Origin of the sequence: Acidovorax benzenivorans (assembly GCF_028680575.1) — a bacterium.
Taxonomy (GTDB): Bacteria; Pseudomonadota; Gammaproteobacteria; order Burkholderiales; family Burkholderiaceae_C; genus Acidovorax; species Acidovorax benzenivorans.
Genome location: NZ_JAPCKI010000021.1, coordinates 1 through 17,079 on the forward strand (window position 1 = coordinate 1; position 17,079 = coordinate 17,079).

16 protein-coding genes are annotated in these 17,079 nt (G+C 67.4%); 12 read left to right on the plus strand and 4 right to left on the minus strand.

Features of this window, described 5'->3' with window-relative positions:
* Positions 1–219: 219 nt before the first annotated feature.
* Together OIN59_RS22815 and hemH are read right to left on the minus strand one after the other, a co-directional pair.
* Positions 220–2,706, minus strand: coding sequence for a Lon protease family protein (locus tag OIN59_RS22815; RefSeq protein ID WP_274114195.1), 2,487 nt, complete (start codon positions 2,704–2,706; stop codon positions 220–222).
* A gap of 125 nt (positions 2,707–2,831) precedes the next feature.
* Complete coding sequence (gene hemH, locus OIN59_RS22820; protein WP_274114197.1) at positions 2,832–3,944, minus strand: ferrochelatase; 1,113 nt, start codon at positions 3,942–3,944, stop codon at positions 2,832–2,834.
* A gap of 149 nt (positions 3,945–4,093) precedes the next feature.
* Here hemH and OIN59_RS22825 point away from each other — a divergent pair, with 149 nt between their 5' ends.
* From OIN59_RS22825 to OIN59_RS22880, 12 genes are all read left to right on the plus strand, one after another.
* Positions 4,094–4,765 carry an amino acid ABC transporter permease gene (locus tag OIN59_RS22825; RefSeq protein WP_274114199.1) on the plus strand — a complete coding sequence of 224 codons (672 nt, stop codon included), beginning with the start codon at positions 4,094–4,096 and terminating at the stop codon, positions 4,763–4,765.
* Positions 4,766–4,780: 15 nt separating this feature from the next.
* Entirely contained in the window at positions 4,781–5,434 is a 654-nt protein-coding gene (locus OIN59_RS22830; RefSeq protein WP_274114201.1) for an amino acid ABC transporter permease, read from the plus strand.
* Positions 5,435–5,495: 61 nt separating this feature from the next.
* Positions 5,496–6,302, plus strand: a complete 807-nt coding sequence (locus OIN59_RS22835) for a transporter substrate-binding domain-containing protein (protein ID WP_274114203.1) — start codon at positions 5,496–5,498, stop codon at positions 6,300–6,302.
* A gap of 27 nt (positions 6,303–6,329) precedes the next feature.
* Positions 6,330–7,109 carry an amino acid ABC transporter ATP-binding protein gene (locus tag OIN59_RS22840; protein WP_274114205.1) on the plus strand — a complete coding sequence of 260 codons (780 nt, stop codon included), beginning with the start codon at positions 6,330–6,332 and terminating at the stop codon, positions 7,107–7,109.
* 78 nt (positions 7,110–7,187) lie between these two features.
* The gene (locus tag OIN59_RS22845) at positions 7,188–7,943 is read left to right on the plus strand and encodes a sugar phosphate isomerase/epimerase family protein (RefSeq protein ID WP_274114207.1); all 756 of its coding nucleotides are present in this window, start codon (positions 7,188–7,190) and stop codon (positions 7,941–7,943) included.
* Positions 7,940–8,890, plus strand: a complete 951-nt coding sequence (locus tag OIN59_RS22850) for a sugar kinase (protein WP_274114209.1) — start codon at positions 7,940–7,942, stop codon at positions 8,888–8,890. The genes OIN59_RS22845 and OIN59_RS22850 overlap by 4 nt, the downstream gene beginning before the upstream one ends.
* A complete protein-coding gene (locus OIN59_RS22855) occupies positions 8,887–9,906 on the plus strand; it encodes a 2-hydroxyacid dehydrogenase (protein ID WP_274114211.1) in 1,020 nt (339 codons plus the stop codon). Before OIN59_RS22850 ends, OIN59_RS22855 begins: the two co-directional genes overlap by 4 nt.
* Positions 9,903–10,973: a LacI family DNA-binding transcriptional regulator gene (locus tag OIN59_RS22860; protein ID WP_274114213.1), complete on the plus strand. Its 1,071-nt coding sequence runs from the start codon at positions 9,903–9,905 to the stop codon at positions 10,971–10,973. The genes OIN59_RS22855 and OIN59_RS22860 overlap by 4 nt, the downstream gene beginning before the upstream one ends.
* 98 nt (positions 10,974–11,071) lie before the next feature.
* Complete coding sequence (locus tag OIN59_RS22865; protein WP_274114214.1) at positions 11,072–11,779, plus strand: HAD-IA family hydrolase; 708 nt, start codon at positions 11,072–11,074, stop codon at positions 11,777–11,779.
* 251 nt (positions 11,780–12,030) lie between these two features.
* Positions 12,031–12,894 carry a DUF2189 domain-containing protein gene (locus OIN59_RS22870; protein ID WP_274114216.1) on the plus strand — a complete coding sequence of 288 codons (864 nt, stop codon included), beginning with the start codon at positions 12,031–12,033 and terminating at the stop codon, positions 12,892–12,894.
* Positions 12,891–13,103 carry a DUF2788 domain-containing protein gene (locus OIN59_RS22875; RefSeq protein WP_110961089.1) on the plus strand — a complete coding sequence of 71 codons (213 nt, stop codon included), beginning with the start codon at positions 12,891–12,893 and terminating at the stop codon, positions 13,101–13,103. Before OIN59_RS22870 ends, OIN59_RS22875 begins: the two co-directional genes overlap by 4 nt.
* 143 nt (positions 13,104–13,246) lie before the next feature.
* Complete coding sequence (locus OIN59_RS22880) at positions 13,247–14,542, plus strand: type IV pilus assembly protein FimV (protein WP_274114221.1); 1,296 nt, start codon at positions 13,247–13,249, stop codon at positions 14,540–14,542.
* A 57-nt stretch (positions 14,543–14,599) separates the two neighbouring features.
* Here the strand turns inward: OIN59_RS22880 and OIN59_RS22885 are convergent, their stop codons facing one another.
* Both OIN59_RS22885 and OIN59_RS22890 read right to left on the minus strand, forming a co-directional pair.
* Positions 14,600–15,649: a Bug family tripartite tricarboxylate transporter substrate binding protein gene (locus tag OIN59_RS22885; RefSeq protein ID WP_407655135.1), complete on the minus strand. Its 1,050-nt coding sequence runs from the start codon at positions 15,647–15,649 to the stop codon at positions 14,600–14,602.
* Between the two features lie 41 nt (positions 15,650–15,690).
* Positions 15,691–17,079, minus strand: a complete 1,389-nt coding sequence (locus OIN59_RS22890; protein ID WP_274114223.1) for a sensor histidine kinase — start codon at positions 17,077–17,079, stop codon at positions 15,691–15,693.

Here is a 17,079-nt window from a genome sequence, read left to right on the forward strand (position 1 = left end):
GTTCTGTACTCGTAGCTATGCGCAGATTCCCTTTAACAGGCCGCTGCATCCGACCGCCTGCGGCGTCGGCTGAGCGGCGGCGTTGAGCGTCCGCTTTCATTTGCGGTGACCGGCTGCTCTTGGCCGACAGTACGCGGTCGGTAGCATCGCTTGGTTTGGCGCAATCGTTACGAAAACGTCAGAACTCTGAGTAGTCGATTTCGCGGTCCACCAACCCGTCTACCGCCCCCGCACCCCTCGCCCCCTCCGCGCACCCCCCGCCACCTGACAAGCCCTCCGATACGCCCGCAGCGTCACTTCCGCACGTTGCATTACCGTGTCTTCCACCGTGGCCGCCCCTCCGGCCAGCTCATCAGCCTGCGCCTGCAGCAACTCCGCCGGGCTCATGCCCGAGGCCTCGCCCGTCAACAGCGCAATCCCCTCGCTCACGTGCCCCATGGTGTAGACGTGGAACAGCCCGCGCTGCACCGCGTCCAGCACGCTGCGGTCCAGCATCAGATGGCGCTGGTTGCGGGCGGGGATCAGCACGCCGTGGGTGCCGTCCAGTCCCGCCGTCGCGCAGGCGCGGAACCAGCCTTCGATCTTTTCATTGATGCCGCCCACGGGCAGCACCTCGCCGTGCTGGTTCAAAGCGCCCGTCACGGCAATGCCCTGGCGCAGGGGCAGGCCTGACAGGCTGGACAGCAGCGCGTACAGCTCGGCGCACGAGGCCGAGTCGCCTTCCACGCCGCTGTATTCCTGCTCGAATACGATGGAGGCGTTGAGTGCCAGCGGCGCCACGTGGCTGAACAGCGCGGTGAGGTAGCTGTGCAGGATGAGCACGCCCTTGTCATGGATGGGGCCGGACATATCGACCTCGCGCTCGATGTTGAGCAGGCCCTCTTGCCCGGCAAAGGTGCGCGCGGTGATGCGCACTGGAAAGCCAAACCGGTAGTCGCCCAGGTCGATCTGCGTCATGGCGTTGATCTGGCCGGTGATGGAGCCCTGCAGCGTGATCAGGCGCTCGCCCTCGGTGATGGACTCGTGCAGTTCTTCTTCGGGCTGGTTGTGGCGCAGGGTGCGGGCAGCCAGGGCGGCTTGCACGTCGGCGGCTTGCACCAGGGTGCCTGCGCGGGCCTGGCTCAGTGCGGCGCTTTCGATGGCGAGTGCTTCGGTGTGGGCAAAGCGCGCGCTTTGGCGGCCTTGGTCGTCGGCCTCGCGGTGTGATTGCTCCAGCAGCAGGGCCACGGCGTCGGCGGCAAAGTGGGGCAGGCCGCGCTTTTTGCAGCAATGCGCCACCAGGATGGCCGAGGACTGGTGGGTGCCGGGGGTGGCGATGAACCGGTCTGAAAAGTCCACCTTCACGCGAAAGCGGCGCGCGGCGTCGGGGTCGGCCTCTTGCAGGGCGTAGTACTCCTCCACCGAACCGATCAGCACGATCTTCACATCCACGTCCACCGGCTCGGGCTGCAGTGCCATGGCCCCGCCGGCCCCATGCGCTGGGCCACCGCCACTGCTGCCGTCTTCGATCTGCAGGCGCCCGCAGCGCAGAAAGCGGCGCAAGCGCGGCCACAGGCCCTCTTCGGCGGCCAGGTCGTGCAGGTGCAGCAGGATGAAGCCGCCATGCGCCTTGAGCAGGCTGCCCGCGTGGATGCTGGCGTGGTCGGCCTGCACGGTGTCTGCGTCGGCACCGTGTTCGATGCTGCCAAACAGGGTGCGTGCCGTGGGGTTGTCTTCGACCACCACGGGCGCACTGTTGCGGCCGTGGTTGTCCACCACCACGTTCACCTGGCAGCGCGCAAGCAGGTCGTCCAGTGCGTCCTTGCGGTCGTCTTCGGCGTCCGGACCTTGTTCGGTGTCGCCGGGCTCAAACAGGTCGATGTGGTCCAGCACGGTGCGCTCCACCTGGTCCAGCCATTGCGTGAGCTTGACGGCGTCCTTGATCTGCTTGCGCAGGCCTTGGCGGATGTCGTGCAGCGCGTGCTCCAGCAGTGGCTTGACGGTCTGGCGACGCAGGGCGGCCAGGGCATCGTCACGCAACCGCTCCAGCGGGCGGGTGGCTTCAAGGAACCGGGCGATTTCGGTGCGCAGTTCTTGCTCGGCTGTGTCGATCTCCGCGCGGCGCTCGCGGGGCAGGGCGCGGGCTTCGGCTTCGGTGAGTGGCTGCCCCTTGGGGCCGGTGAGGGTGAACACCATGTGCCCCGCCTCGCGGCTCAGGCGGAACTGGCGCGCCTCGGCAAATGCGTCCAGCACCGCAAAGGCTTCGCTCTCTTGCGTTTGCCAGGTTTTTTCGATGCGCTCGGCCTCGGCCTTGAAGTCGGGGCTGGCCAAGCGTTTGGGGATGTCGGCTTGCAGGCTGCGCGCCATGTCTGCCATGCCTTGGCGCAGCAGGCGGCCCTGGCCTGCGGGCAGGCGCAGCGCGCGGGGGCGGTCGGGCTGGTCAAAGTGGTGCAGGTAGCACAGGTCGGGCGGCACGGCACGCTGGGCCGCTGCCGCCTGCATGGCCTGGCGCAGCAGCGACGCGCGCCCGCTGCCCACTTCGCCCAGCACAAACAGGTGGTAGTCGGGCTGCTGCAGGCCCAAGCCAAACTGCGCAGCGGCTTGGGCGCGCTCCTGCCCGATCCAGGGCAGGGGCAGGTCTTGCAGCTCGGCTGTGCTGGCAAAGCCCAGCGATTCGGGGGCGATGGTCAGCCGCAGCTGGTGAGGGGCGAGGGCAAAGGCGGGCATCGGTGCAGGTGTTGGAGGAGGGCAGGTCACCACAGTGTGTCTGCTATCTCAAAATATGAGTCAAATTGGCCGCTAGCGCTTGATAGATAAGCGCAAGTAGCTATAAAAATAGTAGTTTCCAGCAGTCAGTGCGCTACGGGGCACACGCCTTTGGGCGCGCCGCCCGCCAGCGCATGGCTGCGTGCATCGGCCAGCGCTGCGGCAGTGGGCGCCTCGGTGGGCCAGCCCGCCAAGTGCTGCTGCGCCACGCGGCTCAGCGCGGTGATCCAGTGGTTGTTGTCGTTCAGGCACGGGATGTAGTGAAACTCCTTGCCGCCTGCGTGCAAGAAGGCCTCACGCACTTCCATGTTGATTTCTTCGAGCGTCTCCAGGCAGTCGCTCGTGAAGCCGGGGCACACCACGTCCACCCGCCGCGTGCCGGCCTTGCCCAGCGCCTCGATGGTGGGCTGGGTGTAGGGCTCCAGCCACTTGGCCTTGCCAAAACGCGACTGGAAGGTGATGCGGTAGCGGTCTTCGCGCAGGCCCAGGCGCTCGGCCAGCAGGCGGCCGGTCTTGCGGGCTTCGCAGTGGTAGGGGTCGCCCAGGTGGAGCGTGCGCTCGGGCACGCCATGAAAGCTCATCACCAGCTGGTCGGGCTGGCCGTGGTGCTTCCAGTGCGTCTCGATGGTGCGGGCCAGTGCGTCGATGTAGCCGGGCGCGTCGTGGTAGTGGTTCACAAACCGCAACTCGGGCACGTTGCGCGTGGCGGCAGCCCAGGTGTAGACGGCGTCAAACACGCTGGCGGTGGTGGTGGCCGAATACTGCGGGTACAGCGGCAGGATGAGGATGCGCGTGGCGCCCTCGGCCTTGAGCGCATCGAGCTGGCTGGCGATGGACGGGTTGCCGTAGCGCATGGCGTGGCGCACCAGCACCGCGTGGCCCGCCTCGCCCAGCCAGCCGCGCAGCAGCGTGGCCTGCTTGGCCGTCCAGTGGGCCAGGGGTGAGCCCTCGGGTGTCCACACGCTCGCGTATTTGGCTGCGGATTTGGCGGGGCGGGTGCGCAGGATGATGCCGTGCAGGATGGGCCACCACACCAGCTTGGGGATCTCCACCACGCGGTGGTCGCCCAGAAACTGCGCCAGATAACGGCGTACGGCCGGGGCCGTGGGTTCATCGGGCGTGCCCAGGTTGCACAGCAGCACGGCGGTGCGCTCGGCCTGGCCGTGGGTGAAAGGGGGTTCGCGGTGGAAGGAAGGCATGCGGCATTTTCTCCCACACGCCCGGCCCCTGCGACACGGGGTCTTTGGAGAGGAGGGAAGCGGTTTTTTGGGGGTATCGGGTATTCCCCGATGTGGTTATGAAACCGGTTTCATAAACTGGCGCCACTTCGGAATAACGACTGTTCACCGTGAATTACCAGTTCCAGTTCGATGCCGTGTTTGCCGCGTGGCCCCTGTTGCTCAAGGGCACCTGGATCACCGTGCAGCTATCGCTCACCGCCACCCTGCTGGGGCTGGTGGTGGCCATCTTTTGCGCCTGGGGCAAGACCGGTGGGCAGGGCTGGCTGCGGTTCCTGATCAATGCGTACATCGAGGTCATCCGCAACACGCCGTTTCTTGTGCAGCTGTTTTTCTTCTTCTTTGCGCTGCCGTCCATCGGACTGCGCTGGTCGCCCTACACAGCGGCGCTCACCGCCATGGTGGTCAACCTGGGGGCGTATGCGGCAGAGATCGTGCGGGCGGGCATCGAGTCCATTCCCAAGGGGCAGATCGAGGCGGGCAAGGCGCTCAACCTCAAGCCTTGGGAGATCTTCCGGTTTGTCATCCTCAAGCCCGCGCTCAAGGCGATCTACCCGGCGCTTACCAGCCAGTTCATCTTGCTGATGCTCAGCTCGGCCGTGGTGTCGGTGATCTCGGCAGACGACCTGACCTCGGTAGCGGCCAACCTGCAGTCGCAGACCTTCCGCAGCTTTGAGATCTACATCGTGGTGACAGCCATTTATTTGGCGCTGGCGCTGTCGTTCTCGGCGCTGTTCAAGCTGATCTATCAGCGCGCCCTGAACTACCCCGACCGCCGCTGAGCCAGGACTGCACCCATGCGTACTTTCGGACTCTCCGAGTTTCTTTTCATCGTGCAGGCCGCGCAGTGGACGCTGGCACTGTCGGCCATCGCCTTTGTAGGCGGTGCACTGCTGGGCCTGGTGGTGGCGCTGTTGCGCACATCCGAGAACGCCATGGCCCGCAATGCGGCGCGCGTGTTCATCCAGGTGTTCCAGGGCACGCCACTGCTGCTGCAGCTGTTCCTCATCTTCTTTGGTGCGCCGGTGCTGGGGTTTGACATCAACCCCTGGGTGGCGGCGGGTGTGGCGCTGGTGCTCAACAGCGCGGCCTTTCTGGCCGAGATCTGGCGCGGCTGCATCGAAGCGGTGCCACGTGGCCAGTGGGAGGCCGCCCAGGCCCTGAACCTCAAGTACGTGGCCCGCATGCGGTTTGTGGTGCTGCCCCAGGCTTTCAAGATTGCACTGCCGCCCACGGTGGGCTACATGGTGCAGATCATCAAGGGCACGTCGCTGGCGGCCATCATCGGCTTCACCGAGATCACGCGGGCAGGGCAGATCATCAACAACGCCACCTTCCAGCCGCTGCATGTGTTCACCACCGTGGCCGCGCTGTACTTCGTGATCTGCTGGCCGCTGTCGCTGCTGGCCGCACGCATGGAGCGCAAGCGCGCCCGTGCACTGGCGCGCTGACCTACGCGCAGCAACCCTCTTTTTTTGTTTCTCGTTCACACCAACCACCAGGAGACATTCGATGACTTTTTCTTTGCAACGCCGCACCGCTACCGCCGCTTTGGCCGCCTTGGGCCTGGGCGCCGCGCTCACGGCCTTTGCGCCGCTGGCCTCGGCCCAGTCCGTTGCCGACATCAAGAAAAAGGGCGAGATCACCATCGGCATGCTGGTGGACTTTCCGCCCTACGGCACTACCAACGCGCAAAACCAGCCCGACGGCTACGACGCCGATGTGGCCAAGCTGCTGGCCAAGGACCTGGGCGTGAAGGCCAACATCGTGCCCGTCACTGGCCCCAACCGCATTCCCTTCCTGCTGACCAACAAGGTCGATGTGCTGGTGGCCTCGCTGGCCATCACGCCCGAGCGTTCCAAGCAGGTGCAGTTCTCGCAGCCGTATGCGGCAGCCACCATCGTGTTGTATGGCAAGACGGGCGCCAACATCAAGAGCGCGGCAGACCTCAAGACCGTGCGCGTGGGCGTGGCCCGTGCTAGCACGCAGGACGTGGCCGTGACCAAGGCTGCCCCTGAAGGCACCGAGATCCGCCGCTTTGACGACGACGCATCGGCCATGCAGGCCCTGATCTCGGGCCAGGTCGATGCCATCGGCTGCTCGGTCACCGTGGCGGCGCAGATCGCCAAGCGCGTGCCCGCCAACACCTTTGAGAACAAGTTCAACCTGCTGCAGCAGGCCATGGGCATTGCCATGCGCCCCGGCCAGGACGAGCTGGTGAAGGCCGTGAACGACTTTGTGGCCCGCAACACCGCCAACGGCGAGCTGAACAAGCTGTACCAGAAGTGGCTGGGCGCCGACCTGCCCAAGCTGCAGTAAGCCTGCCTGAACGATAAGGAGCCATTGATGAGCGACGCAGTCACGACCGCCCCCGGCACCCCGCCGATCATCCGCATGGAGGGGGTCAACAAGTGGTACGACAGCTTCCAGGTGCTCACCGACATCAACCTGTCGGTGCGACCGGGCGAACGCATCGTGATCTGCGGGCCATCGGGCTCGGGCAAGTCCACGCTGATTCGCTGCATCAACCGGCTGGAGACGGTGCAGAAGGGACGCATTGAGGTTGATGGCATCGAGCTAACCGCAGGCGGCAAAAACGTGGACGCCGTGCGTGCCGAAGTGGGCATGGTGTTCCAGCAGTTCAACCTGTTCCCGCACCTGACCATTCTGGAAAACTGCACGTTGGCGCCCATGCGCTCACGCGGCATGACCAAGGCCCAGGCCGAAGAAGTGGCCATGAAGTACCTGACCCGCGTGCGCATCCCCGAGCAGGCGCACAAGCACCCCAGCCAGCTGTCGGGCGGGCAGCAGCAGCGCGTGGCCATTGCCCGCGCACTGTGCATGGCGCCCAAGGTGATGTTGTTTGACGAGCCCACCTCGGCGCTGGACCCCGAGATGGTCAAGGAAGTGCTGGACACCATGATCAGCCTGGCTGAAGACGGCATGACCATGCTGTGCGTGACGCATGAGATGGGCTTTGCCCGCAGCGTGGCCGACCGGGTGATCTTCATGGCCGACGGCAAGATCCTGGAGCAGGCGCCACCGCAGCAGTTCTTTGGCCAGCCCCAGCACGACAAGACGCGGCAGTTCCTGGGCCAGATCCTGAGTTCCCACCACGCACATTGAGACCCACGCACATCGAGACCTGGCAGGTCGTGCGGTTGATGGCCTTCGCCCCTTGGGGGCGCGGCCTGAAAGAAACACATGAAGGTATTGATTTCCCTGTCCTCCTTCGGCGCGGCCGAAACCGGTCGCCACGGCCAGCTGTGGTGCACCGACCTGGCCCAGCAAGCGGGCGCGGACGGTGTGGAGGTGCGTGGCGAGCTGCTGCGCGATGCGGCGACCGAGCTGCCCGCGTTGGCGGGCCGGGCGGCGGTGTACTCCAGCCCTGAAGGCCTGTGGACCGCACAGGGCCAGCTCGATGAAGCAGCCCTTGCGCGCGGCGTGCAGGCTGCCCAGGTGCTGCGCGCGCCGCGCCTGAAGATGTCGATTGGCGGCTTCGGCGCGGTCCTTCTGACATCACAGGCATCGCTGCAACGCCTCAAGGCTCTGCTGCAGGCAGCCCCACAGGTGGAGCTGGTGATCGAGAACGACCAGACCGCCACCGCAGGCACGCTGGCTGCCATGTTGGCCTTTTTTGCGGCCCAGGCGCAGGCGGGGCTCGACCTGGGCATGACCTTTGATATGGGCAACTGGCACTGGCAGGGCGAATGCCCGCTGCAGGCCGCGCAGGCCCTGGCGCAGTATGTGCGCTATGTGCATTGCAAAGGCGTGCAGCGCCTGCCCGCCAAGTGGGTGGCGGTGCCGCTGGCCGATTCGGTGGCGCCCTGGCGTGCCGTGTTGCGCGCGTTGCCTGCGGATGTGCCGCACGCCATCGAATATCCGCTGGTGGGTGATGACCTGGTGGCCGTCACGCGCGAGCAGGTGGCCTTTATCCGCGCTGCGCGGGAGGCAGCATGAGCAACCCGGCTTTCGATGTCGCGCTGTTTGGCGAGGCCATGCTGCTGCTGGTGGCCAATGAGCCCGGCCCGCTGGAGAACGCCACCGGCTTTCACAAGCGCACGGCGGGTGCAGAGACCAACGTGGCCATTGGCTTGGCGCGCCTGGGCCTGAAGGTGGGCTGGGCCAGCCGCCTGGGCACCGATTCGATGGGCCGCGCGCTGCTGGCCGCCATGCAGGGTGAGGGCATTGATTGTTCGCACGTGGTGTGTGATGCCACGCAGCGCACGGGCTTTCAGTTCAAGGAGCGCGTGACCGACGGGCGCGACCCCCAGGTCGAATACCACCGCAAGGGCTCTGCCGCAAGCCAGATGGGGCCTGCCGATGTGGACGAGCCCTGGCTGCGGTCCGCACGCCACTTGCACGCCACGGGCGTGTTTGCCGCCATCTCCGACACCAGCCTGCAGGCCGCCATCCGCACGCTGGAGGTGATGCGCGCCGCGGGCCGCACCATCTCGTTCGACCCCAACCTGCGCCCCACACTCTGGTCGTCGCCCGACACCATGCGCCACTGGATCAACACCCTGGCCACCTATGCCGACTGGGTGCTGCCGGGTATGGAAGAGGGCGTGTTTTTGACTGGCGAAACCACCCCCGAGGGGGTGGCACGCTTTTACCGTGAGCGGGGCGCCAAGCTGGTGGTGGTCAAGCTCGGCCCCGAGGGCGCCTACTACGACAGCGACGTGGCCGGCACGGGCCGCGTGCCCGGCGTGCCCGTGGCCCAGGTGGTGGACACCGTGGGCGCGGGCGACGGCTTTGCGGTGGGCGTGATCAGCGCGCTGCTCGAAGGCCTGCCCGTGCCCGCTGCTGTGCGCCGTGGCGCCTGGATCGGTGCGCGCGCCGTGCAGGTGCTGGGAGATACCGAGGGGCTACCCACCCGCGCACAACTGCAGGAGGCTGGCCTGTGAGCCTGGCACCACCTTCAACAGACGGCAGCGCGGTGCGCAAACAGGTGCTGGTGTTTCGCGAACTGCCGCCGGACCAGTTGGCACGGCTGACCGCCGTGCACGATGTGACGGTGGCCAACCCGCGCAAGCCCGACGAACGCGCGCTGTTTGATGCAGCGCTGGCGCAGGCTCATGGGCTCATTGGCTCCAGCTTCCCCATCGACGCCGCCGTGCTGGCGCGTGCGCCCCGGCTGCAGGTGGTGTCCAGCATTTCGGTGGGCGTGGACAACTACGCGCTGGATGCGCTGCAGGCGCGTGGCATTGTGTTGTGCCACACCCCGGGAGTGCTCGACGAAACGGTGGCAGACTCGGTGTTTGCCCTCCTCATGGCCACCAGCCGCAGGCTGGTGGAGCTGTCGCAGCTGGTGCGCGAGGGCCGGTGGACCCACAACATTGGAGAAGACCTGTTTGGCAGCGATGTGCATGGCAAGACGCTGGGCCTGCTCGGATTCGGCCGCATTGGTCAGGCCGTGGCACGCCGTGCGGCACTGGGGTTTGGCATGCCCGTGATGTACCACGCCCGTCGCCCGGTGGACCTGGCGACCCAGGCCCCTGAATTGCAGGGCAAGGCCATCCATGCGCCGTTGCCTGTGCTGCTGGCGCAGGCAGACTTTGTGGTGGCCATGCTGCCGTTGTCCGACAGCACGCGGGGCATGGTTAATGCCGATCTTTTTGCGGCGATGAAGCCGGGTGCCATCTTCATCAATGGTGGCCGGGGCGCCACCGTGGTGGAGCAAGACCTGCTGCATGCGCTGGACCATGGCCCGCTGCGCGCGGCGGGGCTCGATGTATTTGCGACCGAGCCGCTGCCGCTGGCGTCGCCCCTGCGTACCCACCCGCGCGTGACCCCGTTGCCACACATCGGATCGGCCACACACGACACGCGCCATGCGATGGCCGCGCTGGCCACCACCAACCTGCTGCAGGCGCTGGCGGGCGAGCGCCCGGCAGCGGTGTACCCCCCCGCACACGCATGAGTCCACCGCCTTCGTCCCCCGGTGCGCGTGGCCGCGCCACGATTGCCGATGTGGCGGCCGAGGCCGGTGTGTCCAAGGCCACGGTGTCGCGCTACTTCAACCACCGCGAACGCCTGCTCAGCCCCGACATCGCGGCGCGGGTGGAGGCGGCCATCAGCAAGCTGGCCTATGTGCCCAGCCCCATGGCCCAGGCGCTGAGCCATGGCCGGTCGCGCCTCATCGGCCTGGTGGTGGCTGACATCACCAACCCCTATTCAGTGGCCGTGCTGCGCGGCGCAGAGAAAGCCTGCCAGGACGCGGGCTACCTGGTCATGCTGTTCAACCTGGGCAATGACCGCGAGCGCGAGCGGGCAGCCATCGACGCGCTGGCCAGCTACCAGGTGGATGGCTTCATCCTCAACACCCTGGGGCAGGGCGAGGGGCAGGCCGATGTACACACCTTGCATGGCAAGCCCGCCGTGCTGGTGGACCGACGCCATGCCGGGCTGGCGGCAGACTTTGTCTCGCTCGACAACCGTGGCGCCATGCATGACGCCTGCACCCATCTGCGGCAGCAGGGCTGGCGGCGCTTGCTGTATATCACCCAGCCCCTGCTGGGCGTGAGCTCCCGCGTCGAGCGCACGGAGGCTTTTCGCGCGTTGGCGGCGGCCCAGGGCACCCAGGTGCACGGCGAGGTACTGGAGCTGGCTGCCGAGCAGGGCGACGAGGTGCTGGACCAGGCGCTGGCGGATTTGCTCCGCCAGGCCCCACCCGGCGAACGCTGCGCGGTGGTGGCGGGCAATTCGGTGGTCACGCTGCGTGTGGCGGCATCCGTCTCGCGCATGGGGTGGACGTTTGGGCAAGAGCTGGGTTTTGTGGGCTTTGACGACCCCGAATGGGCGTCGCTGATCCGACCCGGCCTGAGCGCCGTGGCGCAGCCCACCGACGCGATCGGGCAATGCGCGGCGCAGTGCCTGCTGGATCGGATCGGTGGCTTGCAAGGGCCTGCACGCGAGAGTCTGCTGCCCGGCTTGCTGGTAGTGCGCGGTTCTTCCCTCGGGCCGGGCGGGCGAGCGGCGCCCGGCTGAGGCCCCCCGCAGCGACAAGGCCTGCGGTATGCTTTGCGGCCATCACCCCGGTGCTTCGCGGGGCTCTCTCCCACCGCTTTCACATTCAAGTGCGCACTGTGCCAACCCCCTCTCTGGACACCTCTCGCATCCGCGCCATCTCCATCGACCTGGACGACACGCTCTGGCCCATCTGGCCCACCATCACGCGGGCTGAAAACGTGTTGCTGGACTGGCTCACGCACCATGCGCCTGCCACGGCGGCCTTGTTCTCCAGCGCCGAATCCCTGCGCGCCATCCGCAACCAGATGGTGGCGCTGCGGCCCGATCTCATTCATGACCTGAGCGCGTTGCGGCGCGAGTCGATCCGCTTGGCGCTGACGCAGGCCGGTGACGAGCCCGCGCTGGCCGATCCGGCGTTTGACCTGTTTTTTGCCGAGCGCATGCGCGTGGAGCTGTTTGACGACGCGCACGACACGCTCGCCTTTTTGTCGGCGCGTTACCCGGTGGTGGCGGTGTCCAACGGCAATGCTGATGTGCACCGCATCGGCATCGGCCACTACTTTCGCCGCAGCATAAGCGCGTCGGATTTCGGTGTGGCCAAGCCCGATGCGCGGATCTTCCACGCCGCCGCCAGTGCGGCGGATGTGTTGCCCCACGAGGTGCTGCATGTGGGCGACGACGCCACGCTGGATGCACAAGGCGCGCTCAACGCGGGCATGCAGGCCGTGTGGATCAACAGCGCCAACCACCCCTGGCCGCACAACGATGTGCAGCCGCATGCCACGGTCGACAGCCTCACCGCACTGTGTCGGCTGTTGGCCTGAATTGGATACCCCCTGTGTCGCCTTCGGCGCCTTCCCCCGAGGGACGACACCTTCGCTGCGGGGCGGCCCTTGCTCGGCGCCCCTCGCTGGGGCCGCGCCAGCATCAAGGGCGCTTGCAGCAGGCCACCATAGGTTGCGCATTGACAGGCTCCCGAGTTGTTTCTTGCCGCAGGTCAAGGTTTGGGCGCGCGGTGGTTGATGCCGCAGCCCGATGACGTCACACTCACCCGTCGCTGTGCGACCCCCACACCATGCCCCGTAATCCCCCACTGTTACCCGCTATCCGCACCATCGGTCTGATGCAGCCCATGACCTGGCTCGTGCTGGCCTGGCGCGACATGGCGCGGGCGGGCTGGATCAGCTTTGCGCATGGCCTGGCGCTCACGTTGTTTGGTGCCGCCATCTTTGCCGTGGGGCACCACCGCTTCTGGCTGCTGGCGGGGGCGCTGTCGGGTTTTCTGGTGGTGGCGCCGGTGCTGGCCACCAGCCTGTATGCGCTGAGCCGCGCGCTGGAGCGTGGTGAGGCCGCCAACCTGAGCGTGGTGCTCAAGACCTGGTTCAACTGGCAGAACAGCCATGTGAACAAATGGGGTAACGACTATTGGTGCATGGTGCAGTTTGGCTCCCTGCTGGCACTGGCGGCATCAGGCTGGGTCATGACGTCGGCAGCGCTCATCACGCTGCTGGCGCCGGTGCCGATCGAGACGCCGCTCGACTTTCTGCGCCACGTGGTCATGGCCCGCGACGGCTGGTTGTTTGAGATATGGCTGGCCCTGGGCAGCCTGATGGCCGCGCCGATTTTTGCGTCCAGCGTGGTAGCCATGCCGCTGCTGCTGGACCGCCGCGCCACGCTGCTGCAGGCGGTGCTGACGGGCTGGCAGGCGGTCATCACTAACCCGCTGCCAATGGCGTTCTGGGCGGCGATCATCCTGGGCTTCACCCTGCTGGGGCTGGGCTCGCTGCTGCTGGGCCTGATCGCCGTGATGCCCATGTTGGGGCATGCCAGTTGGCACGCCTACCGCGACCTGGTGGACGCATCTGGCCTGCCCGAGCGCGACCTAGGGGCCCCCGCTGTACCGGCTGCCCCTGTGCGTCGGCCTGGAGGGATATCGTGATTTTTGGATTTACCGAGGCGCAGATCTCGGGCTTCTTCCTCACCTACGGGGTGGGGGCGTTCATTGCCTACATGTTGTTCATCATTGGGCAGCTGGCGTGGGAATCCAAGGCCGGGCGCTTTGGCACCTTCGTGATCTTTCTGGGCCTGGGCGTGGGGTTTCTGGGGTTCCTGGCCAAGGTCGTGATCCAGTGGTGGCTGGAGCGATAGTGGGCGGCACTGCCCGTCATCTACCTCGCCACACACCAGCCCACAGCCCGTCTTGGCCTATGCATTGAAGTCTGCGCATTCATTTCTTCCCGTTGTGATTTGTTTCATGTAGAAACCAATTGCAATGGCAGGAGGTGGTTGTGATGCTTCGTAACTCGCTGATCGTCTTCATCCTGGGCCTGGTGGCCGAGGCGTCTGAAGCCCTGTCCCTGGGGGCGCCGCAAGGCAGGGTTTGGCTGGGGCAGCCTATCGACCTGGGCTTTGAAGTCCAGCTGGACCCTGGAATGTCGGTGGATGCCTTGTGCCCGCAAGCGCGGCTGGTGTCCGGCGATATGGCAGTGCCGGCAGGGCATGTCCAGGTGAGCGTGCGGCAGGGCGAGGTGGCGAGCAATCCCGTGTTGCGCGTGCAGTCCTCCCATCTGGCAGACGAGCCGGTGCTGACTGCCCAGGTCTCCGTCCATTGCACGGGCCGGGTAACGCGCGAATACACCTTTCTGGCCGACCTTCCCGCCACTGTTGCGGCTGGGGTCCGGCCGGTCGCGATTCCTTGGAGCGTGCCGATGGCGGAGGTGTCCCCCTCGCGGGCAAGGGGCGTCGCCACTGGCGAGGCGGTATCCGCACCCGAGATGGGGCCCTCGTGGCAGCGCAGGGTTTCGGCCACCGGGCGGGCATCGCGCAAGGTCACGCGACTTGCCGCGAAGCCCACGACAACGCCCGTTGCGCGCAGTCTCTCCAGTGATACGGCGGCCGTTGCACTCGCCGCCAGCGTTGCGCAGCCCAGGCCGCTGGAGCCATCCAGCGCAGCGCCCACCGCGAATGCCGAGGCCGCAGTAGCTTCCGCCGCGCAGGCATCGGCGTCGTCCACGTCCTCCGTGGCACCGGCAGCGGCACCAGCCGCGCCCGCCGCACCAGGCCCGGCCAAGCCCCGGCTGGTGATGGAGCCACTGACGGCGCTGGTCATGCCAGCCTCTGGCGAAGCGGCCCTGCTCGACAGTGCAGGCGCCATGCAGGCCGCACCTTCGGCCTCCGAGGGGCATACGCCAGACGGTGCAGGGTCCCACAGCGAGCGCTTGCAGGCCCTGCAGGCGGAAATCGACCGCATGCGCGCACAGGCCGAGCGGGACCATCAGGCCACGCTGGCACTGCTGGCGCGCATGGAACAGTTGAATGCAGGGCATTTTCCGGCGTCGCTGGTGTATGGGCTCTTGGCGTTGTTGGCCTTGACGGTGGGCGCTGCAGGCTGGGTGCTGATGCGCATGCGACGCGCTACGGACGCGTCGAACGAAGAATGGCGCAACACGTTGACGGCCTATGTGGCGCAGTCGTCTCCACCCGCAGCAGGGGATGGAGAGCCCGAACGCCGCATGGCGGCTTCACCCGCCGAGGGCCGACCCACCGGCTTGGCGGGATTGCATGGCACCGGTGCCATGCCGGCGTAGCGACTGCTGGCGTCGCCCCGAGAGAGCGATTGCAACCGGGCGGCTGCACAGCGGTGTTCAACGCGGCCAGGACCGCAGCCCCAGCCCCTGCGCCAAGCGGCGGTAGTCGGCCAGGCTGCGCTGCACATAGTCATCCAGCGCAGCGCCACTCAGCGCGAAGGGGTACAGGCCATGGCGGGCGCACAGTGCGGCGTAGCCCGGTGCCGCCTGGGCTTCCTCCAGGGCGGTCGTCCAGGCGTGGGCGTCGGCGTCAGGCACGCTGGCGGCCATGTAGAGGCCGCGCACGGTGGTCCACAGCAGGTCAATGCCCTGCTCGCGTGCTGTGGGCAGGGCGGCCAGTGCACCGGGCAGTCGCGTGGGGGCCAGCACCGCCAGGATGCGCACCGGCAGGCCGTCGGCAGCGGCCTTGGTAGCCTCGGCGGCGTCGCCGGTAAAGATGTCGATGTGCCTGCCACCCAGCGCCTTGAGCGCTTCGCCGCCGCCTTCAAGCGACACGAAGCGCATGCGCTTGTGGTCTTGCCCCGCCGCGCGCACCAGCAGGGCGGCCTTGACCCAGTCCTGGCTGCCCAGCGTGCCACCGGCGCCGAACACCACGCGGGCCGAGTCTTTTTGCAGCGCGGCCACCACGTCCTGCAGGCGCTGGTGCGGGGCGTCGCGGTGCACCGCCACCACGCCGTAGTCGTTGCCCAGCGTCGCAATCCAGCGCACCGCGTTCACAGGGTGCGGGCCAAACCGGCCCTGCGCCATGTTGAGCAGTGAGCCGCTGGAGAATGCCACCAGCGTGCCAGGCCCCCCCAGGCGGCCCGTGGCCACCTGGTCGAACGCCACTGCCCCAATGCCACCGGGCAGGTAGCGGGTGCGCAGCGGTGTGCGGCCGGGGCGCACGGCCTGCAAGGCCTGCCCAGCCAGGCCGCAGGTCAGGTCAAACCCGCCGCCGGGCCGTGACGGCGCAATACATTCAGCAGGTTCGCGGGATGCATCTGCCGCTGCCGTGAAGGGCGCCATGCCCGCGCTGACGCTGGCGCCGGCCGCCAGGGCCTGCAGCACCTGGCGGCGGCTGCAATGCGCAGTCAGCAGGCGATCTGTGGCGGGTGTGTGCAGCGGCATGTGACGTGGGCGTGGGGCGTGTCGTGGTTCAGCGGGCTGCGTCAGGCGCGGGGCCACCAGAGTATCGCCAGAAGCCCCGGCCCCTCGGCGCGCGCCTGCAGCCGCAGGCTGCCCCGGTGTCGCTCGGCAATCGACCGCGCAATCGCCAGCCCCAGCCCCGAGCCGCCCGCCGTGGCCTGCGAGCCGCGCCGGTAGCGCTGGCCCAGGGCGTCGCGCTCTTCGGCGGGCAGTCCCGGCCCGTTGTCTTCCACGCTGATGCTCCAGCCCAGGCTGTCACCGGCTGCCGATACGGTGACGGTGCCCTGCGCTGGGGTGTAGGCGATGGCGTTGGCCGCCAGGTTGGTCAGGGCCTCGCGCAGCAGGCCACTGTCGCCCACGGCCTCGATGCCAGCGGCGGGCGTATGGATGCCAAAGTCGATCTGCTTGGCGCGTGCCTGGGGCAGCAGCTCCAGCGCCACCGTGCGCAGCAGTGCGGCCAGGTCAAAGGGCGTCAGCTCTACCGCCGCTGTGTCGCTGCGGCCCAGCGCCAGCAGTTGCTGCGTGCTGCGGGTGGCACGGGCGATTTCGCCCCCAATGGCAGCCAGTGTGTGCTGCACCTGCGTGCTGTCGCCCTCGCGGCGCGCGTAGTCGATCTGCATCTGCAGCGTGGTGAGGTGGGTGCGCAGCTGGTGCGAGGCGTCGTCCAGAAACTGCCGTTGTTGGGCCACCAGGCCCTGCGTGCGCGCCATCTGTTGGTTGACGGCGTCCACCAGCGGGCGGATGTCGGCGGGCAGGTCTGTGGATGCCAGCGGGGTCATGTCGTCACTGCTGCGGGCCTGCACCTCGCGCGCCAGCCGCGCCAGCGGGCGCAGGGCCACGGCCAGCAGCGCTGCTGTGCCCAGCACCATCAGGGCCAGCACCAGCGCGTCGCGCTGCACCGCGCGGCGCACAAAGCGGTCGGTGAAGTCCTGCCGCGACCGCGTACTTTCTGCCACCTGCACCAGCACGGTGGATGCGGGCTCCGCGCGGTCCAGCGCGCGGCGGTAGGCCGCCAGCCGCACCGATTCGCCAAAGTAAGTGGCGTCATAAAAACGCGGCACGCCGGGCTCCAGCGGGCCTGGTGGCAGGGGCAGGTCGGCATTGCCCAGCTCCACCAGTCCGTCCGACGACGCGACGCGAAAGTACACGTTGCCGCTGGCCGTGAGTTCAAAAAATTCGAGCATGCTGTAGGGCAGCTCGGCCGACAGCCCGCCCGATGCGGTGGAGATGTTGGCATCGATGGACTTGAGCGCACCCAGCAGCGACCGGTCGTAGGCCGCGTTGGCGGCCTCCAGCGCATCGTGCCGGGTCATCCACAGCTCCACGCCGGTCACCATCGCCAGCAGCGGCAGCAGCAACACGGCCAGCAGCCGCCACAGGCTGGCACGGCGCAGGCGTGCAGTCAGGCCCAT

Excerpts from the sequence above, each read along its gene's own strand:
- hemH (WP_274114197.1), bottom strand. The coding sequence starts at position 3,944 with ATGCCTTCCTTCCACCGCGAACCCCCTTTCACCCACGGCCAGGCCGAG.
- OIN59_RS22830 (WP_274114201.1), top strand. The coding sequence starts at position 4,781 with ATGCGTACTTTCGGACTCTCCGAGTTTCTTTTCATCGTGCAGGCCGCG.
- OIN59_RS22880 (WP_274114221.1), top strand. The coding sequence starts at position 13,247 with ATGCTTCGTAACTCGCTGATCGTCTTCATCCTGGGCCTGGTGGCCGAG.
- OIN59_RS22835 (WP_274114203.1), top strand. The coding sequence starts at position 5,496 with ATGACTTTTTCTTTGCAACGCCGCACCGCTACCGCCGCTTTGGCCGCC.
- OIN59_RS22870 (WP_274114216.1), top strand. The coding sequence starts at position 12,031 with ATGCCCCGTAATCCCCCACTGTTACCCGCTATCCGCACCATCGGTCTG.
- OIN59_RS22815 (WP_274114195.1), bottom strand. The coding sequence starts at position 2,706 with ATGCCCGCCTTTGCCCTCGCCCCTCACCAGCTGCGGCTGACCATCGCC.
- OIN59_RS22850 (WP_274114209.1), top strand. The coding sequence starts at position 7,940 with ATGAGCAACCCGGCTTTCGATGTCGCGCTGTTTGGCGAGGCCATGCTG.
- OIN59_RS22860 (WP_274114213.1), top strand. The coding sequence starts at position 9,903 with ATGAGTCCACCGCCTTCGTCCCCCGGTGCGCGTGGCCGCGCCACGATT.
- OIN59_RS22845 (WP_274114207.1), top strand. The coding sequence starts at position 7,188 with ATGAAGGTATTGATTTCCCTGTCCTCCTTCGGCGCGGCCGAAACCGGT.
- OIN59_RS22885 (WP_407655135.1), bottom strand. The coding sequence starts at position 15,649 with ATGCCGCTGCACACACCCGCCACAGATCGCCTGCTGACTGCGCATTGC.
- OIN59_RS22890 (WP_274114223.1), bottom strand. The coding sequence starts at position 17,079 with ATGGGCCTGACTGCACGCCTGCGCCGTGCCAGCCTGTGGCGGCTGCTG.
- OIN59_RS22840 (WP_274114205.1), top strand. The coding sequence starts at position 6,330 with ATGAGCGACGCAGTCACGACCGCCCCCGGCACCCCGCCGATCATCCGC.